The 22,912-nt window shown below is 61.0% G+C and carries 17 protein-coding genes; 11 read left to right on the forward strand and 6 right to left on the reverse strand.

All coding sequences use genetic code 11. The features are described from left to right. Positions 1 to 63: 63 nt before the first annotated feature. Complete coding sequence (arfB, locus tag ABTV87_RS07635; protein ID WP_011333010.1) at positions 64 to 477, forward strand: alternative ribosome rescue aminoacyl-tRNA hydrolase ArfB; 414 nt, start codon at positions 64 to 66, stop codon at positions 475 to 477. On the opposite strand, the gene ABTV87_RS07640 is transcribed toward arfB, so the two are convergent. The 6 genes from ABTV87_RS07640 to phhA form a co-directional block, all read right to left on the reverse strand. Continuing rightward, on the reverse strand, positions 474 to 1,661 hold the full coding sequence (locus ABTV87_RS07640; protein WP_162831796.1) for an MFS transporter: 1,188 nt from the start codon (positions 1,659 to 1,661) through the stop codon (positions 474 to 476). The genes arfB and ABTV87_RS07640 overlap by 4 nt on opposite strands. A 95-nt stretch (positions 1,662 to 1,756) precedes the next feature. Next, the gene (locus ABTV87_RS07645; protein ID WP_007958348.1) at positions 1,757 to 1,936 is read right to left on the reverse strand and encodes a hypothetical protein; all 180 of its coding nucleotides are present in this window, start codon (positions 1,934 to 1,936) and stop codon (positions 1,757 to 1,759) included. Between the two features lie 73 nt (positions 1,937 to 2,009). After that, positions 2,010 to 2,141, reverse strand: a complete 132-nt coding sequence (locus ABTV87_RS07650; RefSeq protein ID WP_007958347.1) for a hypothetical protein — start codon at positions 2,139 to 2,141, stop codon at positions 2,010 to 2,012. Positions 2,142 to 2,447: 306 nt separating this feature from the next. Beyond that, entirely contained in the window at positions 2,448 to 3,641 is a 1,194-nt protein-coding gene (locus ABTV87_RS07655; protein WP_433899212.1) for an amino acid aminotransferase, read from the reverse strand. After that, a complete protein-coding gene (locus tag ABTV87_RS07660; protein ID WP_003222798.1) occupies positions 3,641 to 3,997 on the reverse strand; it encodes a 4a-hydroxytetrahydrobiopterin dehydratase in 357 nt (118 codons plus the stop codon). The genes ABTV87_RS07655 and ABTV87_RS07660 overlap by 1 nt, the downstream gene beginning before the upstream one ends. A 110-nt stretch (positions 3,998 to 4,107) precedes the next feature. Continuing rightward, the gene (phhA, locus tag ABTV87_RS07665; protein ID WP_011333014.1) at positions 4,108 to 4,899 is read right to left on the reverse strand and encodes a phenylalanine 4-monooxygenase; all 792 of its coding nucleotides are present in this window, start codon (positions 4,897 to 4,899) and stop codon (positions 4,108 to 4,110) included. A 280-nt stretch (positions 4,900 to 5,179) separates the two neighbouring features. Here phhA and ABTV87_RS07670 point away from each other — a divergent pair, with 280 nt between their 5' ends. From ABTV87_RS07670 to ABTV87_RS07715, 10 genes are all read left to right on the forward strand, one after another. Then, a complete protein-coding gene (locus ABTV87_RS07670) occupies positions 5,180 to 6,742 on the forward strand; it encodes a sigma-54-dependent phenylalanine hydroxylase transcriptional regulator PhhR (protein WP_007958344.1) in 1,563 nt (520 codons plus the stop codon). Positions 6,743 to 6,946: 204 nt separating this feature from the next. Continuing rightward, positions 6,947 to 7,687, forward strand: coding sequence for a flagellar basal body rod protein FlgF (locus ABTV87_RS07675; RefSeq protein WP_007958343.1), 741 nt, complete (start codon positions 6,947 to 6,949; stop codon positions 7,685 to 7,687). 45 nt (positions 7,688 to 7,732) lie between these two features. Next, a complete protein-coding gene (flgG, locus tag ABTV87_RS07680) occupies positions 7,733 to 8,518 on the forward strand; it encodes a flagellar basal-body rod protein FlgG (protein WP_007958342.1) in 786 nt (261 codons plus the stop codon). A gap of 53 nt (positions 8,519 to 8,571) precedes the next feature. Next, on the forward strand, positions 8,572 to 9,267 hold the full coding sequence (gene flgH / locus ABTV87_RS07685) for a flagellar basal body L-ring protein FlgH (protein WP_085605729.1): 696 nt from the start codon (positions 8,572 to 8,574) through the stop codon (positions 9,265 to 9,267). A 27-nt stretch (positions 9,268 to 9,294) separates the two neighbouring features. Next, the gene (locus tag ABTV87_RS07690) at positions 9,295 to 10,383 is read left to right on the forward strand and encodes a flagellar basal body P-ring protein FlgI (protein WP_039765528.1); all 1,089 of its coding nucleotides are present in this window, start codon (positions 9,295 to 9,297) and stop codon (positions 10,381 to 10,383) included. A gap of 11 nt (positions 10,384 to 10,394) precedes the next feature. After that, the gene (flgJ, locus tag ABTV87_RS07695) at positions 10,395 to 11,687 is read left to right on the forward strand and encodes a flagellar assembly peptidoglycan hydrolase FlgJ (protein WP_433899213.1); all 1,293 of its coding nucleotides are present in this window, start codon (positions 10,395 to 10,397) and stop codon (positions 11,685 to 11,687) included. Positions 11,688 to 11,708: 21 nt separating this feature from the next. Beyond that, entirely contained in the window at positions 11,709 to 13,754 is a 2,046-nt protein-coding gene (gene flgK / locus ABTV87_RS07700) for a flagellar hook-associated protein FlgK (RefSeq protein WP_433899214.1), read from the forward strand. A gap of 13 nt (positions 13,755 to 13,767) precedes the next feature. After that, the gene (locus ABTV87_RS07705; protein ID WP_433899215.1) at positions 13,768 to 15,339 is read left to right on the forward strand and encodes a flagellar hook-associated protein 3; all 1,572 of its coding nucleotides are present in this window, start codon (positions 13,768 to 13,770) and stop codon (positions 15,337 to 15,339) included. 117 nt (positions 15,340 to 15,456) lie between these two features. Then, positions 15,457 to 19,053: a glycosyltransferase gene (locus ABTV87_RS07710; protein ID WP_085605737.1), complete on the forward strand. Its 3,597-nt coding sequence runs from the start codon at positions 15,457 to 15,459 to the stop codon at positions 19,051 to 19,053. Between the two features lie 228 nt (positions 19,054 to 19,281). After that, positions 19,282 to 22,878: a beta strand repeat-containing protein gene (locus tag ABTV87_RS07715; protein ID WP_085605739.1), complete on the forward strand. Its 3,597-nt coding sequence runs from the start codon at positions 19,282 to 19,284 to the stop codon at positions 22,876 to 22,878. Positions 22,879 to 22,912 lie beyond the last annotated feature (34 nt).

Below are 22,912 nucleotides of genomic sequence, written 5' to 3' on the forward strand. Positions count from 1 at the left end.
CCAAGTGCCGGGTTTTTTGTGCTTTCGCGGTATCCTGCGGGTTCTGAATACGGACGCTTTTCCATGCTGGTGATTTCCAACAACGTGCATCTGCCGGATGCCGAGATCGAACTGACGTACATCCGCGCCCAGGGCGCCGGTGGGCAGAACGTCAACAAGGTCTCCAGCGCCGTGCACCTGCGCTTCGACATTCCGGCCTCGTCCTTGCCCGAGTTCTACAAGGAGCGGCTGCTGGCGTTGCGCGACAGTCGCATTACCGGCGACGGCGTGCTGATCATCAAGGCCCAGCAGTACCGCACGCAGGAACAGAATCGCGCCGATGCGCTGGAGCGTTTGACCGAGTTGATTCTCAGCGCTACCAAGGTTGAAAAGAAGCGCCGGCCGACCAAGCCGACGCTGGGTTCAAAGAAGCGTCGGCTCGAGTCGAAAACCAAGCGCGGCAGCATCAAGGCCGGGCGCGGCAAGGTGGATTTCTAGTCTTCGCGGTACTTCGCCGTGTGGCGGTACAGGTAGACGCTCAGTGCCAGGCCGCTCAGCGCGGCGAGGGCGGCGAACAGGAAGATCGAGGCAAAACCGAAGCCCGCCGCAATGGCTCCCGCCAGCGGCCCGGTGATGCCCAGCGACAAGTCGATGAACAACGAATACGCCCCGACCGCCGCACCTCGACTGGAGGCTGGCACCAGGTTTACGGCTTCCACGCCCAGCGCCGGGAACACCAGTGAGAAACCGAAACCGCTCAATGCCGCACCGGCCAATGCCCAGTGCGCGTCCGGCGCGAGCCACAGCAACAGCAGGCCCAGGGTTTCCACCGACAGGCAGGCAATCGCCACACGAAAGCCGCCGAGGCGGTTAATCAAGTTGCCGAACAGCAGCCGCGCACCGATGAAGCTGGCGCCGAACAGGCTCAGGCACAGCACCGCGTTATCCCAGTGCTGCGTGGCGTAATACAGGGTGATGAAGGTGGCGATGGTGCCGAAACCGATCGAGCCCAGCGCCAGACCGCAACCGTGCGGGAAGACGCGACCGAGAACATGCATGAACGGCAGACGCTCACCAGCCACAATCGGCGCGGCGGTTTTCGGCCAGGCCAGCAACAGCCCCAGCGTGGCCAGCAGCAGAATGCTCACGCCCATGCTCCACAAGCCAAAACGGCTGACCAGCCACACCCCCAGCGGCGCACCGACCGCCAGCGCGCCGTAACTGGCGATGCCGTTCCACGAGATGACCTTGGCGGTGTTGGCGGCGCCGACGCGGCCGATGCCCCAGCCGATCGAGCCTGAGCCGACCAGGCTTTCAGCGCTGCCCAGCACCAGACGGCCGACGAACAGGCTGATCAGGCTCAGCAGCGGCAGGTTGGGCGTCCACGCCGAAATCAGCATGAACACACCGCTCAAGCCACAACCGGCCAGACCAATCATCACTGCACGTTTGCTGCCCTTGTTGTCGATAATCTTGCCGGCATACGGGCGGCTGAGCAGCGTGGCAAGGTACTGCACGCTGATCACCAGCCCGGCGATGACCGCGCCGAAGCCCAGGTCGCTGTGCACATAACCTGGCAGCACCGCCAGCGGAATGCCGATGTTCAAGTAGCCGATGAAGGTGAACAAAACAATGGAAACGACTTGCAGCGTGACCGCCAGGGGGCGCTGGGGTTCTGGCATAGAGGACGACATGAATTACGATCCACGGGAAGAGCAGAATAGATAGGCTGCTCATGATACCGATGCGGACGCGTCTGGGGCGGGGAAAAGTAAAACTATTTGGCCGGGGCGACCAATTGCGTGGTGACCAGTGCGGCCAACGCGTTTTCCTCGCTGCCGAAACGGGCGAGCAGGGCGGCCTGTTTCTCGGGCGAGAGGCGGCTCCAGATCTCGATCATCTTTTCGGTGGCACCGATCAGGATCTCGGCCTGTTGTTCATCGAATTCTTTGGACATGGCAGCTCAGGTTTCAGGCAGTGTGGAAAGCGCATGTTAGCGCTTTCCACACGGTCTGTACGGCGGGTGTTGCTTACTCTTCGCTGTCGGCCGGACGGCTCTCGGCGGCTTCTTTCGGCTCGGGCTGTTGGGCACCGGCTTGTTGCGTGGTCGTCTGCTCAGTTTCGTGCAGGCTTGGGAAGGGGAGATTCGGAATCTCGTGCATGGTTGCGCTCCTCGCTAAGTCTGTTGATAGATCTGGTAGATCCGCGCTTTCAGAAAGCCTGCGAAGGATACAGCAGGAAAAGTGACAAACAGATTTTTAAATCCATTTGTTTCGACGGGCGGGATTGTCTAGACAAGTGCGACAGGGTGACGCAGCCCTGATCGACCCCGTGTTCCGTGCCTGATCATTCCCACGCTCTGCGTGGGAATGCAGCCCGGGACGCTCTGCGTCCCTGCCGAAGCGGACGCGGAGCGTCCATTGAGGCATTCCCACGCGGAGCGTGGGAACGATCAAGGCAAGGGGGAGTTATTTGCAGACGCTGGCGATCGCTTCGGCCAGCAGGTCGAGGCGTGTCGCATCAATCCCGGCGACGTTGGCCCGGCCCGAGCTGACCATGTACACGCTGTGATGCTCGCGCAGGTTTTTCACCTGTTCCGGCGACAGGCCGGTGTAGGAGAACATCCCGCGTTGCACGCCGATGTGTGCAAAACGCTCGCGCAGACCGTGCGGTTCCAGCGCTTCCACCAGCCCGCTGCGCAATTGGGCGATGCGCAGGCGCATGGCTTCCACTTCGTCGGCCCAGCGGCGTTTCAGCTCCGGGTCGGCGAGGATAGTGGCGACGACGGCTGCACCGTGATCGGGTGGCGTCGACCACAGGTTACGGGCGATGTGCGCCAGCTGGCTTCGTATGTCGATCAGCTTGTCAGCGGTTTTCGCGCTGACGATCAACGCACCGGTGCGGTCGCGGTACAGGCCGAAGTTCTTCGAGCAGGAACTGGTGATCAGCAGCTCGGGCAACTCGGCGGCGAACAGCCGGGTCGACCATGCATCCTGCTCCAGACCGTCGCCAAAGCCCTGGTAGGCAAAGTCGATCAGCGGCAGCAGATTACGGCTGCGCACCACATCCAGCACTCGCTGCCAGTCGTCGTGACTCAGATCGAAACCGGTCGGGTTGTGGCAGCACGCGTGCAGCAGCACCACATCGCCTTTCGGCACTTCATTGAGCACGGCGAGCATCGCGTCGACATCGAGGCGGTTGTCGCTGCCGACGTACGGGTAATGGCTGATCTTGACCCCGGCGGCCGCGAAAATCGTTTCGTGGATCGGCCAGGTCGGGTTGCTCAGCCACACGCCTTTGCCCGGCAGGCATTGCGCGATGAAATCCGCTGCCAGGCGCAGGGCGCCCGTGCCACCCGGGGTCTGGGTGGCGCCGGCGCGTTGCCCGGCGATCAGCGCCGAATCGGCACCGAGCACCAGCTCGTTGATGACCTTGCCGAACAGCGGATTGCCGTGGCCACCGATGTAGGTCTTGGTGTCCTGGCTCTCGACCAGACGCGCCTCGGCGATTTTCACCGCTTCGGGGATCGGCGTCAGGCCCTGGGCATCCTTGTAGACGCCCACGCCGAGGTCGAACTTGCGCGGGTTGGAGTCCTGCGCGTAGGCCTCCATCAGGCCGAGGATCGGGTCGCCGGGCACCCGGCCGATGGCGTCGAAGTGCATTACTTGCGTCCTTCTGCGGTCTTGGCCACTTCGTCAGTGCGCGCGGCCATGATGAAGTCGTTGCGGTGCAGGCCTTTGATCGAGTGGCTCCACCAGGTCACGGTGACTTTGCCCCACTCGGTCAGCAGGCCCGGGTGGTGACCTTCGGCCTCGGAGATCTCGCCGACGGCGTTGGTGAAGGCCAGCGCGTGCTTGAAATTCTTGAACAGGAAGACTTTTTCCAGCTGCATGATGCTGTCGCGTACTTCGATGTTCCAGTCAGGGATCTGCTTGATCAGGATCGGCAGTTCTTCATCGCTGACTTGTGGGGCATCGGCGCGGCAGGCTTCGCAATGGGCTTGGTTCAAAGTGGACATGGTGGACTTCCTGAAATCTGAAGGTGTTTTTTTATATTGGCGGTCAGTGTCGCCACGCTAAACCAAAGTGGCGACGACGGACAGACTCACTTGTAAGCAAAAGTCGCGGGTCACGCGGCTTTTGGTTTTGGCGGAAACTTCGGTGCGTGCAGACCCAGCTGCATGCCTTGCTTGACCATGGCCATGATGTCTTCGTGGGCCAGGTCGAACAGGCGCTTGAGGTTCGGCAGGACAAAATACAGCGGTTGCAGGATGTCGATGCGGTAGGGCGTGCGCATCGCTTCCAGCGGATCGAAGGCCTGATGCTCTGGCTCGTCCGACAGCGAATAAACAGTTTCTTTCGGCGAAGACAGGATGCCGCCACCGTAGATGCGTTTGCCTTGCGGGGTGTCAACCAGGCCGAACTCGATGGTCATCCAGTACAGGCGCGCCAGATAAACGCGTTCTTCCTTGGTCGCTTGCAGGCCAAGCTTGCCGTAGGTGTGGGTGAATTCGGCGAACCACGGGTTGGTCAGCAGCGGGCAGTGGCCAAAGATCTCGTGGAAAATGTCCGGCTCTTGCAGGTAGTCCAGTTCTTCACGGGTACGAATGAACGTGGCCACCGGAAACTGCTTGCTGGCGAGCAATTCGAAAAAGGTCTGGAAGGGGATCAGCGCCGGGACGCGGGCAACCTGCCAACCGGTGGTCTCGCCGAGCACCTTGTTGATCTCGCCCAGTTGCGGAATGCGGTCGTGGGGCAGACCGAGTTTTTCGATACCGTCCAGGTATTCCTGGCACGCACGACCCTCGATCACTTTCAACTGGCGGGTGATCAGCGTGTTCCACACCGCGTGTTCTTCGGCGGGGTAGTCGATAAAACCTTGCGCATCGGGCTCGCGGGCCACGTATTGCGTCTGCTTCATACTGCTCTCCTGCGAGGGGAATTTCGTTCTTGTTATGTCCTGCGATGGACTGAGAAATACCCCGGAACGTTCGTTGTTGCAGCAGGTAGATGACCAGTTGAGTAGGAAAAGTCTCTTTAATTCGTAAAATTTTCGTTACGCTTCGTGCGATAAGTCGTGTTTGCGGTGACTGCCGGGTTTGAAAAGGCCGATGGCTGTCACATAATCTTGACGACTATCTTGCGCGCTGCGCAGAAAATTCCGGCGTCAGACCGCCTCTTCACCTGTTTCGGGCCTTTATATGCGTATCAAAGTCCACTGCCAGAACCGCATCGGCATCCTGCGCGACATTCTCAATCTGCTGGTGGAGTACGGGATCAACGTCGCCCGTGGCGAGGTGGGCGGTGAGCATGGCAACGCGATCTACCTGCATTGCCCGAACCTGATCAACATTCAGTTCCAGGCGTTGCGACCGAAGTTCGAGGCGATTGCCGGGGTGTTCGGCGTCAAGCGGGTCGGGCTGATGCCCAGCGAGCGGCGGCACATGGAGTTGAATGCGCTGCTCGGTGCGCTGGAGTTTCCGGTGCTGTCGATCGACATGGGCGGCTCCATCGTGGCGGCCAACCGTGCGGCGGCGCAGTTGCTCGGGGTGCGGGTGGACGAGGTGCCGGGGATTCCGTTGTCGCGTTACGCCGAAGATTTTGACCTGCCGGAACTGGTGCGCGCCAACAAATCGCGAATCAACGGCATGCGGGTCAAGGTCAAGGGCGACATCTTTCTGGCCGACATCGCGCCGCTGCAATCGGAACACGACGACAGCGAGGCCATGGCCGGTGCCGTGCTCACCCTGCACCGCGCGGACCGGGTCGGCGAGCGCATCTATAACGTGCGCAAACAAGAGTTGCGTGGCTTCGATAGCATCTTCCAGAGCTCGAAAGTGATGGCGGCGGTGGTGCGTGAAGCGCGACGCATGGCGCCGCTGGATGCGCCGTTGTTGATTGAGGGCGAAACCGGCACTGGCAAGGAATTGCTGGCACGGGCCTGCCATTTGGCGAGCCCGCGCGGTCAGTCGCCGTTGATGGCGCTCAACTGCGCGGGACTGCCGGAGTCGATGGCCGAGACCGAACTGTTCGGCTACGGCCCCGGTGCCTTTGAAGGCGCGCGCGCCGAAGGCAAGCTCGGGCTGCTGGAGCTGACGGCGGGCGGCACGCTGTTCCTCGATGGCGTCGGCGAAATGAGCCCGCGCTTGCAGGTGAAATTGCTGCGCTTCCTGCAGGACGGTTGCTTCCGGCGGGTGGGCAGTGATGAAGAGGTTTACCTGGACGTGCGGGTGATCTGCGCAACCCAGGTCGACCTGTCGGAGTTGTGCGCGCGCGGCGAGTTTCGCCAGGATCTGTATCACCGCTTGAACGTGCTGTCGCTGCACATCCCGCCACTGCGCGAATGCCTCGACGGTTTGACGCCGCTGGTGGAACACTTCCTCGATCAGGCCAGCCGGCAGATCGGCTGCCCGTTGCCGAAACTGGCGCCGGCGGCGATGGACCGGCTCAGTCATTACCATTGGCCGGGCAATGTGCGGCAGTTGGAGAACGTGTTGTTCCAGGCGGTTTCGCTGTGCGAAGGCGGCACGGTCAAGGCCGAGCACATTCGCCTGCCGGATTACGGCGTGCGTCAGCCGCTTGGCGATTTCTCCCTCGAAGGCGGGCTGGACGAGATTGTCGGGCGCTTCGAGAAAGCGGTGCTTGAGCGACTGTATTCAGAGCATCCGAGCAGCCGGCAGCTGGGCAAGCGGCTCGGGGTTTCGCACACCACGATTGCCAACAAGCTGCGTGAGTATGAAGTCGGCAAGGACGCGTCCGAGTGATCATGGCCGGATCGGGTGTTTGCCGCCAAGCGGCATGACACCGCCGGTTTTTCGTCTTCGATACATTTCCTTCCTCTCCACAAAATCCCTCAAGTCCTTTGTTTACCGGGCCCTCGGCCGCCAGAAAAAAGTTGGTCTGCAAATTGCTTATGGCTCAGCAGTACAGCGGTGGGCGGCAAACGTCCGGCATGCAGAGGAAAGAGTGTGGACAAGTACCTTTATGTGGCAATGACCGGCGCCAGCCAGAACGCACTGGCGCAAAAGGCTCATGCCAACAACCTGGCGAACATCTCCACCAACGGTTTTCAGCGCGACCTGGAACAGGCGCGTTCGATGCCGGTGTTCGGTGACAGCTTTCCGGCGCGTGCGTTTGCCATGAGCGAACGGCCCGCCACCGACTTCACGCCGGGCTCGCTGGTGCAGACCGGCCGTGACCTCGACGTGGCCGTGTCGGGCAACGGCTGGATCGCCGTGCAGAACCCTAATGGCGGTGAAAGCTACGTGCGCACCGGCAGCCTCAATATCGACGCCCTTGGCGTATTGCGTGCCGGCAACGGCATGCCGGTCATGGGCAACGGCGGTCCGATCGCCGTGCCGCCGGAGCAGCAGGTGGAAGTCGGTGAAGACGGCACCATCAGCATCCGTGCGATGGGCGAGGGCCCTCGCGTCATGGCCGAAGTCGATCGCATCAAGCTGGTCAACCCGGACATCAAGAACATGAACAAGGGCCTGGACGGTTCGATCTACACCAAGGACGGCCAGCCTGCGCCGGCCGATGCCAACGTCAAACTGGTGTCGGGTTTCCTGGAGTCGAGCAACGTCAATGCCGTGGAAGAAATGACGTCGGTGCTGGCCCTGGCCAAGCAGTTCGAACTGCACGTCAAGATGATGAACACCGCCAAAGACGACGACCAGGCCATGGCTCGGGTCTTGCAGATCAGCTAATTATCAGAACGTCGCGCCGTAAAACAGGCGCACGAGGAGAATCGAATGCTTCCGGCTCTATGGGTTGCCAAAACCGGTCTGTCCGCCCAGGACACCAACCTGACCACCATTTCCAACAACCTGGCGAACGTGTCGACCACGGGTTTCAAACGTGACCGCGCCGAGTTCCAGGACCTGCTGTACCAGATCAAGCGTCAGCCAGGCGCCCAGTCGACCCAGGACAGCGAACTGCCGTCGGGTCTGCAAGTGGGTACCGGTGTGCGCATCGTCGGCACCCAGAAAAACTTCACCGCCGGCAGCCTGCAAACTACCGAGCAGCCGCTGGACATGGCTATCGACGGTCGCGGTTTCTTCCAGATCCTGCAGCCGGACGGCACCACGTCCTACACCCGTGACGGTACTTTTCACCTCGACTCCAACGGCCAGATCGTCAACGCCAGCGGTTTCGCTCTGGAGCCGGCTATCGTCATCCCGAACAACGCCCAGACCTTCACCGTAGGCCGTGACGGCACCGTGTCGATCACCGTGGCCGGCAACGCCGCTTCGCAAGTGATCGGCAACCTGCAAACCGCCGACTTCATCAACCCGGCCGGTCTGCAAGCGGTAGGCAACAACCTGTTCCTGGAAACCGCCGCTTCCGGTGCACCGCAAGTCGGTACTCCGGGCCTGAACGGTTTCGGCACCACCCTGCAGAACACCCTGGAAACCTCCAACGTCAGCACCGTGGAAGAGATGGTCAACATGATCACCACCCAGCGCGCGTACGAGATGAACTCCAAGGTGATCTCCACCGCCGACCAGATGCTCTCGTTCGTAACGCAGAATCTGTAATCAAGTCTATGAGGCGGCCATGAGGTCGCCTGCAACACCGTGAGGTAAGGGTCATGAAGCGCTTTGTATCTGTTGTGGCATTGAGTGGGGTCGTCTCGCTCGCGGGCTGCGTCGCTCCGACGCCCAAGCCCAATGATCCTTACTACGCCCCGGTGTTGCCGCGCACACCGTTGCCGTCGGCCGCCAACAACGGCTCGATCTATCAGGCCGGTTTCGAGCAGAACCTGTACAGCGACCGCAAGGCGTTCCGGGTTGGTGACATCATCACCATCACCCTGAACGAAAGGACCCAGGCCAGCAAGAACGCCAACTCGCAGGTGGCCAAGAACAGCAAGACCGGCATCGGTCTGACGTCGCTGTTCGGCAGCAGTGCGACCACCAACAACCCGATCGGCAGCAATGACCTGAGCCTGAGCGCCAGCTACGAAGGCGACCGCGCGACCAAAGGTGACAGCAAGGCCGCCCAGGGCAACACCCTGACCGGCTCGATCACCGTGACCGTCGCCGACGTGTTGCCCAACGGCATCATCGCCGTGCGTGGCGAGAAGTGGATGACCCTCAACACCGGCGACGAGCTGGTGCGGATCGCCGGTCTCGTGCGGGCCGATGACATCGCCACCGACAACACCGTGTCCTCGACCCGGGTTGCCGATGCGCGCATCACCTACTCGGGCACCGGTTCGTTCGCCGATGCGAGTCAGCCAGGCTGGTTCGACCGTTTCTTCCTCAGCCCGCTGTTCCCTTTCTAGGTGGCTACGTTGAATTTCAGAAGTCTCATGGTGGCCGCGTTCCTGTTGTCGGCGGCCTTCAATGCACAAGCCGAACGGTTGAAGGACATCGCCAGCATCTCCGGCGTGCGTTCCAACCAGTTGATCGGCTATGGCCTGGTGGTCGGTCTTAACGGCACCGGCGACCAGACCACGCAGACCCCGTTCACCCTGCAGACCTTCAACAACATGCTCTCGCAGTTCGGCATCAAGGTGCCGCCGGGATCGGGCAACGTGCAGCTGAAAAACGTTGCGGCGGTATCGGTGAGTGCCGATCTGCCGGCGTTCGCCAAGCCGGGTCAGCAAGTCGACATCACTGTGTCGTCCATCGGTAACTCCAAGAGCCTGCGCGGCGGCACCCTGTTGCTGACCCCGCTCAAGGGTATCGACGGCAACGTCTACGCCATCGCTCAGGGCAACCTGGTGGTTGGCGGTTTCGACGCTGAAGGTCGTGACGGTTCGAAGATCACCGTCAACGTTCCGTCGGCCGGTCGCATCCCTGGCGGTGCATCGGTGGAGCGTTCGGTGCCGAGCGGTTTCAACCAGGGCAATAGCCTGACACTGAACCTGAACCGTTCCGACTTCACCACTGCCAAGCGCATCGTCGACAAGATCAACGACATGCTCGGCCCTGGCGTCGCCCAGGCCATCGACGGCGGTTCGATCCGCGTGACCGCGCCGCTCGATCCGAGCCAGCGCGTCGACTACCTGTCGATCCTGGAAAACCTCGAAGTCGATCCGGGTCAGGCCGTGGCGAAAGTCATCATCAACTCGCGTACCGGCACCATCGTCATCGGCCAGAACGTGAAGGTATCGCCGGCCGCCGTGACCCACGGCAGCCTGACCGTGACCATCACCGAAGACCCGATCGTCAGCCAGCCGGGCCCGCTGTCCAACGGCCAGACCGCCGTGGTGCCGCGTTCGCGGGTGAATGCCGAACAGGAAGCCAAGCCGATGTTCAAGTTCGGCCCGGGCACCACCCTCGACGAGATCGTCCGGGCGGTGAACCAGGTCGGCGCAGCGCCGGGTGACCTGATGGCGATCCTCGAAGCACTGAAGCAGGCCGGCGCGTTGCAAGCCGACCTGATCGTGATCTGAGGACGGCGACCATGGATATGCGCAAAAGCGGTCTGGTCAGCAGCAGCGATTCGGGTTCGTACTCCGACCTCAATCGCTTGAACCAGCTGAAGGTCGGCGACAAGAACAGCGACGCAAACATGCGCAAGGTCGCGCAGGAATTCGAATCGCTGTTCCTCGGTGAAATGCTCAAGTCGATGCGTTCGGCCACTGAAGCGCTGGGTCAGGACAACCCGCTCAACACGCCGGCCGCCAAGCAGTATCAGGAAATGTACGACCAGCAACTGGCGGTCTCCATGTCCCGCGAGGGCGGGGGTATCGGCCTGGCCGACGTGCTGATCAAGCAGATGTCGAAGAACAAACCGATGGCGCCGGGCGAGGCTGCGGCCGCATCCGCCGCCAAGCAGGAAGAAGCCAAGGCCAAGGCCGCTGCCGTGGCCACGCCGATTGCCGCCGGCACCGTGGCCACCAATGGCCCGTTGTCGCGACTCAATGGCGAGCGTCCGCTGTGGGCGTCGCGCTCGGTGCATGCGCCGAACACCGAGCTGACCCATCGCAACGACATGGAAATGATCAACCAGCGTCGTCTGGCGTTGCCGCCGAAACTGGCGGATCGCTTGCTCGCAGGTCTGGTGCCGTCGGCCACGCCGGCAGCGGCCACTCAACTGCCGCAACGCGCCGCGACCGCCGCTGTTACCGGTTCCGGTCCGCTGTACAACGGCGACTGGCTGGACCGCGCCGAGGCGGACAAGGCCTCTGGCGGGCAGATGCAGATTTACGGCCGTGCCATGGCGCAGATTCCTCTGGCACCGGCCAAGCGCGCGTTCAGCAACGCCGACCAGTTCGTCAACACCATGTTGCCGATGGCGCAGGAAGCCGCCGCACGCATTGGCGTCGATCCGCGTTATCTGGTGGCTCAGGCGGCGCTGGAAACCGGTTGGGGCAAATCGGTCATGCGCGCCCAGGACGGCAGCAGCAGTCACAACCTGTTCGGCATCAAGGCCAGCAGCAACTGGAAGGGCGATTCGGCCCGGGCGATCACCAGCGAATTCCGCAACGGGCAGATGGTCAAGGAGACGGCCGAGTTCCGTTCCTACGCCTCGTACAAGGACAGCTTCCACGATCTGGTGACTTTGCTGCAGAGCAATAATCGCTATCAAGATGTACTGAAGTCGGCCGATAACCCAGAACAGTTTGTACGCGAATTGCAGAAGGCCGGTTACGCGACCGACCCGAACTACGCGACGAAGATTTCGCAGATTGCCAGGCAGATGACGGTAAATCAGAACTACGCTGCGGCCGGCGTTTCAACGACGCCCTTATAAACACAAGGTAAGGTTTGAATCATGAGTTTGCTCAATATCGGGATGTCGGGGTTGGCCGCGAGTTCGTCCTCTCTGGCTGTGACAGGTAACAACATTGCCAACGTCGACACCGCCGGTTATTCACGCCAGCAAACCGTGCAGGGCACCAAGTCCTCGATTCAGTACGGTAACGTGTTCATCGGTACCGGTACGACCCTCGCCGACGTGCGCCGGGTGTACAACTCCTACCTCGAATCGCAGCTGCACACCGCCACCTCGCTGAGCAGCGAAGCCGCCGCCTATGGCGCACAGGCGACCGCACTGGACGGCTCGCTGTCCGACACCAACACCGGCCTGACCGGCGTGCTGCAGAAGTTCTTTACCTCGATGCAAGGCGTATCGACCTCGGCCACCGACGACACTTCCCGTCAATCGGTGCTGACCGGCGCGCAAGCCCTGACCAGCCGCTTCAACGCCCTGGCCAAGCAGCTCAACGACCAGAACACCACGCTCAACGGCAACCTCGGCGACATGGCGGCTCAGGTCAACAAACTGGCCACCTCGATTGCCAATCTCAACCAGAAGATCGGCGAGATTTCCACCAGCGGCGGTCAGCCGAACGATCTGCTCGACACCCGTAACGAAGCCGTGCGCCAGCTCTCCCAACTGGTCGGCGCGCAGGTCGTCGAGCGCGGCACCAGCTTCGACGTCTACGTCGGCAGCGGTCAGCCGCTGGTTGTCGGTAACACCACCAACACCCTGAGCACTGTGCCGAGCAAGGATGACCCGTCGCGCATGGGCATCCAGATGGATCGCGGTTCAAGCACCATCGACATCACTTCGGTGATCAGTGGTGGCGAAATCGGCGGTCTGCTGAGCTATCGCAAGGAAGTGCTCGACCCGTCGCTCAACGAACTGGGCCGTGTAGCGCTGGTGATCGCCGATCAGGTCAACCGTCAGCAAGCCCAGGGCATCGACAAGAACGGTGACTTCGGCGCAGCGATTTTCAACAACATCAACAGTGCCGCGCTGATCAGTCAGCGCAGCATTGCCCAGGCGGGCAACAGTGCGGGTTCGGGCAACCTTGACGTCACCATCAAGGACACCGGCAAGCTGACCACCAACGATTACCAGGTCACCTTCACCAGCGCGACCAACTACACGGTCAAGCGCTCGGACGGCACCGACATGGGTTCGTTCAGCACCACGACCACGCCGCCTCCGGTGATCGACGGCTTCACCCTGGCCCTCAATGGCGGTGCCCTGAGCGCCGGTGACACCTTCAAGGTGACCCCGACCCGTGGCGCGGCCTCGAGCATCCAGACCGTGCTCACCGACCCGAAGAAAATCGCGGCGGCGGCACCGTTGACCGGCGTGGCCAGTACCAATAACTCCGGCACCTACACCCAGCCGACGCTGACCGACACCATCGACATCTACAACCCGACCTCCCAGGCCGAGTTGCAGAACGCGCTCAAGTATTCGACCCCGGTCAAACTGGTATTCGGCGCGGTCGCCAGCGGCAGCCAGTCGTACAACATGGTCGACGCCAAGGGCAACACCATCGGCAGCGGAACCATCGTGCCGGGGCAGGCCAACACCCTGAACCTGAAGATCGGCATGGTCGACTCCACTGGCGCTCCAGTGATGGACACCAGCGTCACGCCGAACGTGCAGAAAACCTTCACCGTGCAGACCACCGTGGGCGCGACGCCGAAAGCCGGCGAAACCTTCACCATGAGCCTGACCGGCGCGGCGTCTTCGGACAACCGCAACGCCCAGGCGCTGGTCGGCCTGCAGACCAAGCAGACCGTGGACACCGGCTCGGGCAGCAAGGGCATCAGCCTGACCGACGCCTACAACAAGCTGGTGACCAACGTCGGTACCAAGGCTGCTCAAAGCAAGTCCGACATTGAAGCCACCACGGCCATTCTGGATCAGGCGCAAGGCGCGCGTGATTCGCTGTCTCAGGTCAACCTGGACGAAGAGACCGGCAACCTGGTCAAGTATCAGCAGTACTACACAGCGTCTTCGCAGATCATCAAAGCTGCGCAGGAAACCTTCGCCACGCTGATCAACAGTCTTTAAGGAGTCGTAATTCATGCGCATTTCCACCGCTCAGTATTACGCGACGCAAGCTGCTCAATATCAGCGCAACTACAGCAAGGCTGTCGCGACCGCGAACGAAGCCAGCAGCCTGCAGCGCATCAACACCGCTGCCGACGATCCGATCGGTGCCGGTCGCCTGCTGAAGCTCGGCCAGCAGGCCGCGATGCTCGATCAGTACAAAGGCAACATCGATACCACCAAGAGCTCGCTGACTGTTCAGGAATCCACGCTGACGGCTATCACCGATGCCTTGCAGCGCGCCAAGGAAATCGGACTGGCCGCCAACAACGGCATCGCCACCGATAAGGACCGTCAGGCTTACGCCGCCGAACTGAGCCAGATCCAGCAACAAGTGCTGGGCCTGATGAACTCCAAGGATGCCAACGGCAATTACCTGTTCTCCGGCTCGAAGACCGATACCGCGCCGTACTCGCAGAACGCCGATGGCACTTACACCTACAACGGTGACCAGACCCAGATCAACCTGGGCATTGGCGACGGTATGTCGGTCGCCACCAACACCACCGGTTGGGATGCGTTTCAGCAGACCATCAACACCAGTCGTACCCAGACCACAATGACGGCTCCGCTCGTCGATGACGGTCGCGTGGTGCTGACCAACGGTACGGTCGGCACCGCCGCCACCTACAACGCCAAGTTTACGGCCGGTCAGCCTTACACCGTGGACTTCATCAGCAGCACTCAGCTGAAGATCACCGATGCCCTGGGCAACGACGTGACTTCCGAGGCCAGCCAGAACGGTCTGATCAGCAACAGCAACGGCGCGAACCAGACGGTCAGCTTCCGTGGCGTCGACATGAAGTTGAACATCAACCTCAAGACCGGCGATACCAACCCGGACGCAGTCATTGCCGGCCACAGCTTCCAGCTGTCGGCTTCGCCGGACTCGTTTACCACCGCGCGCAGCCCGGGCAACCCGTCGACCGCGGTCATCACCGGTTCCAGCGTGACCGACCAGGCGGCCTACACAGCGGCCTTCCCGTCCGGCGGCGGCGCGGTCCTGAAGTTCACCAGCGCCACCGCGTTCGACCTGTACGCTGCGCCTGTCACTGCCGACAGCAAGCCGATCTCGTCGGGTACCGTGGCTGGCGGCAACGCCACGGCAGCGGGTGTGACCTTCGCCCTCGGTGGTACGCCGGCGGCCGGTGACCAGTTCTCGATCCAGTCCAACAACCACCAGACCCAGAACGTGCTCGACACCCTGGGCCAGATGGTCACGGCGCTGAACACCCCGATCGACGGTGATCCGGTGGCCAAGCAGAAATTCCAGGGTGCCATGGAAGCCGGTCTCGGCAACATCGACAGCGCCGCCAACCAGATCGGCAGCGCGGTGACCTCCATCGGTGCCCGCGGGCAGTCGCTGGACGACCAGAGCACCACCAACCAGAGCCTGCAGCTGGCAAACGCCACCACCCAGGGCACGATCCGTGATTCGGATCCGGCCGAAGTGATGACCCGCCTGACCTTGCAGCAGACCATGCTGCAGGCCTCGCAACTGGCGTTCAGCAAAATCTCTCAGTTGGGCCTGTTCAACAAGATCTGATCCTGAACGGGCGCGCAAGCGCCCGTTTGCTCTGACCGCTCTGTATCAATCGTCTTTTTTTTGCGGTTTCAAAGGGCTCGCTGTTCCGGGCGGGTTCCCGCCGCTTGCGAGTCCGCCGTGAATTCACTCCCCCTTGTCAGCCTCGTCATTCCTGCCTTCAATCCGCGTTTTTTCGAACGGGCCTTGAACAGTGCCGTGAGCCAAAGCTACGGCAATCTCGAGATCATTGTCTGCGACGACAGCCGTGGCGACGAGATCGAAGCGGTTGTCGTATCGACCGTCGAAAGAACCGGGTTTGCCGTGCGCTATGTGCGTAATCCGCACACTCTGGGGATGGTCGGCAACTTCCAGGCGTGCCTGGAACAGGCGCAGGGTGAGTTCATCAAGTTCCTGTGCGACGACGATCAGTTGTTTATCACGTGCATCGAAAGTCAGGCACAAACGCTCATCGATCAGAAAGATGTCAATCTGGTGTTGGCCCAGCGACTGTTCTGGGATGCCGACGATCTGCCGCTGCCTTCGCGTCTGGAAAATACTCCGCTGTCTCCGGTGTCCGGCCTGTTCAAGGGCGAAGACCTGCTGGCCATTTTCGAAAACTTCCCGGTCAATATTCTTGGCGGCTTCAGTAATGCCCTGTTCCGTCGAGCCGATGTGCTGGAGCTGCTGCCGGCCCTGACACAGCCGGGCCATTGTTTTGTCGCTTCCCTGGATTTTGCGTTGTATGTGTGCCTGCTGCGTCGCGCCAACATGGTGGTGTCCAATCACATTCTGAGCGTCGAGCGCCTGTACCCCGAGCGCTTGAGCGCTCAGCAAGCGATGCGCGATGCGACAATGGTCGAACGGCAATGGTTGACCCAGATGCTCAAGGCTCGCAGCGGCGAGTCAGCGCCTGCGCCGGGCTGGGTGCGTTATTTGCCGGTCACCAAGGCGCAGGAGTCGCCTCGGGTCTGGGAAGAGTTGCCGTTGAGCCGGACTCTGGGCACCAAGCAGACGACCCAGGATTGGCACGTCGGTATCGCCAGCGTCAGTTTTGCTCAGTTGTACGCACAATGGCTGGCGTGCCGAAGCCTGACAGAAGGGCAGCGCGAGCTGTTGCCGGAGACGATGGCCAACTGGCCGCGCATTCCGAAGATCGTGCCGGTGATCATCGACGAGCAGGACAGCGTTTCTGCCCTGGAGTTGACGCTTCAATCGCTCGCAGCCCAGGAGTATGTGCCTGAGCTGACCCTCGTATTGTCGGCATCGTGCAGCGAAGCGCAGTTGGATGAGCGTGTCGTGCGCATGCCGCTACAGGATGACTGGCGCCAGCAGCTCAATGAACTGTTGCCGCAACTGGACGGCGCTGACTGGTTCTATCTGCTGCGTGCCGGTGATCGTCTGGTCGTGCCGGCGTTGTTGGTGATGGCTGAGCGCATTGCGCTTTCGCGCACGCTGATGTGTCTGTACAGCGATGAAGGCGGGTTGAGCCAGGGCGAATCCACAGAGCCCGTGTTCAAGCCGGATTTCAACCTGGACCTGATGCGCAGCTATCCGTACGTAGGCAGGGCGCTGGCATTCGAGCGTGAACGCTTCCTGACGCTGGGTGGTTTCGACTCCGCCCTTGGCGAACTGGCGCCGCACGACTTATTGCTGCGCATGGTCGAGAACGACGGTTTGCAGGCGGTCGGCCACATTTCGGAGATTCTGCTGGAGTCGGCATTCGATCTGGCCAAATGGCTGTCGGAGCCGCAACTGGCAGACAACAACGCGCAATTGCTGGAAGCACACCTGCACCGTCTGGGCATCTCGCATGAGATCCGTCGGGGCAGTTCGGCTTTGCTCAATCGGGTGAACTACCACCACGCCAGCCAGCCACTGGTGTCGATTGTCATCGTCAGCAAGGATCAGACGGCGGCCGTTCAGCGTTGTGTCGAGAGTCTGCTGGAGAAAACCACCTACGGCGAATATGAGTTGTTGCTGGTCGACAACGGCAGCCAGAGCGCCGAGGCGAAGGCCTGGTTTGACGGCATGTCGCAATTGGGCAGCGAGCGGATTCGCGTCCTCGACTGCCCGCTGCAGGACAATGCGGCGGCGGTGCGCAATGTCACGGTCAGCCATGCTCGTGGCGAGTATGTGCTGCTGCTCAATCCGTACAGCGTGATCACCCACGGTGACTGGCTGGCGGAAATGCTCAATCACGCACAGCGCCCGGAAGTCGGCGTGGTGGGTGCCAAGATTTTCAACCCGGATGGCCGGGTGTTGCATGCCGGTCTGATTCTCGGCCTGCAAGGGCCGGCGGGTGTGCCGTTTTACGGCGAGTCGATGCACGCGACGGGTTACATGTACCGACTGCTGGTCGCTCAGGATCTGAGCGCAGTCGGCAGCGATTGCCTGATGGTGCGCAAGTCGGTGTTCGATGCGGTCGGCGGGCTTGACGAGCAGAACCTGGCGCAGTCGCTGCACGAGGTCGACCTGTGCCTGCGCGTTGGTCAGGAAGGCTATCTGGTGGTCTGGACACCATTCGCCCAACTGGCACTCGGCGCACAGCCGGTCGTGGCGGCGAGCGACGCTGAAGTGGCGTTGCACAGTCAGGAGCAGGAAGTCTTCTACAAGCGCTGGCTGCCGATTGTGGCGCGCGATCCTGCGTACAACGCCAACCTGTCATTGAACGGGATTGTCGGGTCAAGCTTCCGTCTCGATCCGGGGTTGCGCACGGGCTGGAGCCCGTTTTCGCAGCCGCAGTTGCCGAAAATCCTCGCACTGCCGGTCAACGCATCGGCCATCGGTCACTACCGCGTGACGCAACCGCTGATCGAGCTGGAAGCGGCCGGCCGGGCGCTGGGGCGTATTCACTACAACCTGCCGACGATCATTGAGGTCGAGCGTCAGTCGCCGGACGTGATCATTTTGCAGGGACGATATTCCGAAGGCCCGATCAACGAGATTCCGAGCCTGCAAAAATATTCGAATGCCCGCCGGATCTACGAGCTCGACGATTACGTGATCCATGTTCCCCATCGCAATGCCCACATTCGCAACATGCCGGGCAAGGATGAGATGGAGGCGCTGGTACGTCGTGCGATCGGCATGTGCGACCGGGTCGTGGTGTCCACGGCACCGCTGGGTAATGCGCTGTCGAGCATGCACAACGATATTCGCGTTGTTCCGAACATGTTGGCCAAACACCTGTGGTCAGACCTGCGCAGCCAGCGCCGCACGTCGAAAAAACCGCGGGTCGGCTGGGGTGGCGGCACCAGTCACCACGGTGACCTTGCTGTCATCGCCGATGTGGTTCGCGAATTGGCGAACGAGGTCGACTGGGTGTTCTTCGGCATGTGCCCGGACGATCTGCGTCCGTACATGCATGAGTTCCATGGCGTGATCGGCCTCGACGTGTACCCGGCGAAACTGGCCAGCCTCAACCTCGACCTGGCCCTGGCACCGCTGGAGTTCCATATCTTCAACGACTGCAAGAGCAACCTGCGCCTGCTGGAGTATGGCGCTTGCGGCTACCCGGTCATCTGCACCGACACCGAGGCTTATCGCGGTTATTTGCCTTGCACGCGGATCAAGACCAACTCCACGGATGAGTGGTTGCAAGCGATCCGCATGCACCTGGCCGACCCGGACGCCAGCTATCGCATGGGTGATGAGCTGCGTGAAGTCGTACTGCGCGACTACGTACTGCGCGGCGACAACCTGCGGTACTGGGAAGCGGGCTGGCTGGCGGACTGATCCGCTCGCGCATGACCCTCTGCAAAACAGGCGACTTTCGAGTCGCCTGTTTTTTTGCGCTGCAAAAAACGTATTTGTATCAATCGCGATACTTTTTTTTGTCGGCGCACTCAAGCGTTGGGATTTTTCTGTCGATATCAACAGATTCGCTTAACGAGCGGTGCGCCGCGATCAAGTGCGTTCGCCACGCTGACAGGTACCGGTTCATACAAAGGCAAGGAAGAAACGATGGCAGTCATAAACGGAACAAGCGGCGCGGATACGCTGAACGGTACTTCGGGTGATGATGAGATCAACGGTCTGGCGGGTAATGATCTCATCAGGGGCAGTGCCGGAGCTGACAAGATCGATGGTGGTGATGGAAACGCCGATACCGTCGATTACTCGGCGTCCTCAGCGGCGGTCAATGTAAACCTTGCAGGTCTTGCCAGTACCGGCGGCGATGCCCAGGGCGATACCCTGACCAATATCGAGAAGGTTATCGGTAGCGCATTCAACGACACGTTCACGGCGCAGAAGGGCACGTTCACCTTTGAAGGCGGCGCCGGTAATGACGTCTACATCCTCGACAATGGCGGTACGGTGATCGAGCAGGCAGGTGGTGGCGACGACGAGGTGCGTTCCAGCTTCGGCCAGATCTACCTGAGCGCGAACGTCGAGCGTCTGACCTATACCGGCACCGGGGCATTCGTCGGCTGGGGCAATGCCAGCGACAACATTATTACCGGTGGTGTCGGTAACGATCTGTTCTATGGAGGCGCGGGCGCCGATCAATTTATCGGTGGCGCCGGCATCGATACCGCCAGCTACGGCGACAGTACTGTCGGCGTCAGCATCAACCTGAAAACCGGTGTCAACAGCGGCATCGCGGCGGGCGATACCTACACCGGCATTGAACGAATCCTCGGCTCGAGCGGCAACGATACCTTTGTCGCCGATAGCCGGGTGTTTGCTTTTGACGGCGGCGCCGGTACGGCTGACGTGGTGGATTATTCGACGTCTGCCGAGGCGATCAATGTCGAACTCGTAACCAATGGTACCGGCCGTGCCGGCATCGGTGGTGATGCTCAGGGCGACACCTTGACCGGCATCGAGAAGGTGATCGGCACCGCGTTCAACGACACGTTCAATGTGGCGGGCGGTACCGTGGTCCTGCAAGGCGGTGCGGGTGACGATGTCTACATCATCAACGACACCGTTGTCAGCACGGTGATCGAGCAGGCTGGAGGCGGAAATGACGAAGTCCGTACCAATTATGCAATTCAATACCTGTCGGCCAACGTCGAACGACTGACTTACACCGGAACCGCCAGTTTTTCCGGATTTGGCAACGCCAGCGATAACATCATCACGGGCGGCATCGGCAACGATATTTTCCAGGGCGGCGCCGGCGCGGACCAATTCATCGGTGGTGCGGGCAGAGACACCGTGGACTACACCGACAGCACCGTGGGTGTAACGCTCAACTTCAAGACCGGGGTCAATTCCGGGATCGCAGCGGGGGATACCTACACCGACATCGAGGTGATCAAGGGATCGAGCGTCAATGACATCTTTGTTGCCGACAGCCGGGTGTTTGCTTTTGACGGTAGTGGCGGAGCGGCTGACGTGGTGGATTACTCGACGTCTGCCGAGGCGATCAATGTCGAACTCGTAGCCAGTGGCACCAGTCGTGCCGGCATCGGTGGTGATGCTCAGGGCGATACCTTGACCAGCATCGAGAAGGTGATTGGCACGGCCTTCAACGACACGTTCAACGTCGCGGGCGCGACCGTGACCGTCGAAGGCGGTGCAGGTGACGATGTTTACATCATCAACGGTACGCGGGTCGCCACGGTGATCGAGCAGGCTGGCGGCGGAAATGACGAGGTCCGTACCAATTATGAAGTTCAATACCTGTCGGCCAACGTCGAACGACTGACCTATACCGGAACCGTCAACTTTTCCGGATTTGGCAACGCCAGCGATAACATCATCACGGGCGGCATCGGTAACGATATTTTCCAGGGCGGCGCTGGCGCGGACCAATTCATCGGTGGTGCGGGCAGAGACACCGTGGACTACACCGACAGCACCGTGGGTGTAACGCTCAACTTCAAGACCGGGGTCAATTCCGGGATTGCAGCGGGGGATACCTACACCGACATCGAGGTGATCAAGGGATCGAGCGTCAATGACATCTTTGTTGCCGACAGCCGGGTGTTTGCTTTTGACGGTAGTGACGGGCTGGCAGATGCGGTGGATTATTCAACGTCTGCTGAAGCGATCAACATCGAACTCGTAGCCAGTGGCACCGGCCGTGCCGGCATCGGTGGAGATGCTCAGGGCGACACCTTGACCAACATCGAGAAGGTGATCGGCACAGCGTTCAACGACACGTTCTATGTCGCGGGCGGGACCATGACCCTGGAAGGCGGTGCGGGTGACGATGTTTATTACATCAATGGCACCAATGTCAGCGAGGTGATCGAGAAGGTCGACGGTGGCATTGACGAGGTGCGTACGACATTCGGACAGCAAAGTCTGAGGGCTAACGTCGAAATTCTGACGTATACCGGTACTGGCGCCTTCACGGGCTACGGCAATGCGATCGACAACATCATCACCGGCGGTTCCGGCAACGACACGCTCTATGGCGGTGCCGGTGCCGACCGGTTCATCGGTGGAGCCGGATTCGACACGGTCGGCTACACCGACACCACCATCGGCGTGACCATCAACCTGAAAACCGGGATCCACTCCGGGATTGCAGCCGGTGATACCTACGTCAGCATCGAGGGATTGAGCGGCACGATAGCCGATGACATTTTCATCGCTGACAGCGCGGCCATGGCCTTTGACGGGTTGCTGGGCATGGACATGGTCAGCTACGAGCAATCCGATAGCGCTGTCACCATTGATTTGAAAACCAAGGTCAATGCGGGTGACGCGGCCGGCGATACCTACACCGGAATCGAGTTTTTCCAGGGCAGCAATTTCAACGACACCCTGTCCGGAACGGCATTCGGTGACAACTTCATCGGTGGCTCCGGTGCGGACCTGATCGATGGGCGTGAAGGGCATGACACCGCCTGGTACATCAACAGCAAGGCCGCTGTGAACATCAATCTGCAGACCAGCGTCAACGAAGGCGGCGATGCTCAAGGTGATGTGCTGCTCAATATCGAGCGAGTGATCGGCAGCCAATTCAACGATACGTTGACCGGAAGTTCGGCCGTCGATTTTCTTGAGGGCAACACCGGCAACGACGTGATTTATGGCGGCGATGGTGCCGACTTCATTTATGGAGGCCTGGTTTCCGTGGCCGGGCCGTTAGCCAGTTCGGCACCCAATGCAGGAGCTCAGGCTGACACGCTCTACGGCGGCAATGGCAACGACACGATTCTCACCGCGGCCAACGACACCGGCAGCCGCGCGTATGGCGAAGCGGGCGATGACACCATCACCGTGTTTCATGGCATGGCCGACGGTGGTGAAGGCAATGACAATCTGATACTGAAGTCCGGCGGTTCGGCCTTCGGTGGTGAAGGTGACGATACCTACACAATCGACACTTCGGCATTGGTCACCCTTCAGGACAACGGCACCAGCCGTGGCGACAAGATTGTGCTGTCGTACATTCGCGCTTCGGAACTGCAAGTCGACCGTGTCGGCGATGACCTCTATCTGCACCGTTACAGCGTTTCAGCCGGTCAGACGCCAGACGAGGGCGTGCGCCTGAAGGACTGGTTTGCCGGTTCCGACACCATCGAGCAGATCGTGACAGCCGATAAGCAGACCATCAATCTGCCGGCTAACAGTGATGCGTTCGCGATGTTTGGCTGACCACTGAATCGCACACCTGCAATCGCAATGCGGC

The organism is Pseudomonas sp. PSE1(2024) (assembly GCF_050990555.1).
GTDB lineage: Bacteria > Pseudomonadota > Gammaproteobacteria > Pseudomonadales > Pseudomonadaceae > Aquipseudomonas > Aquipseudomonas aphyarum.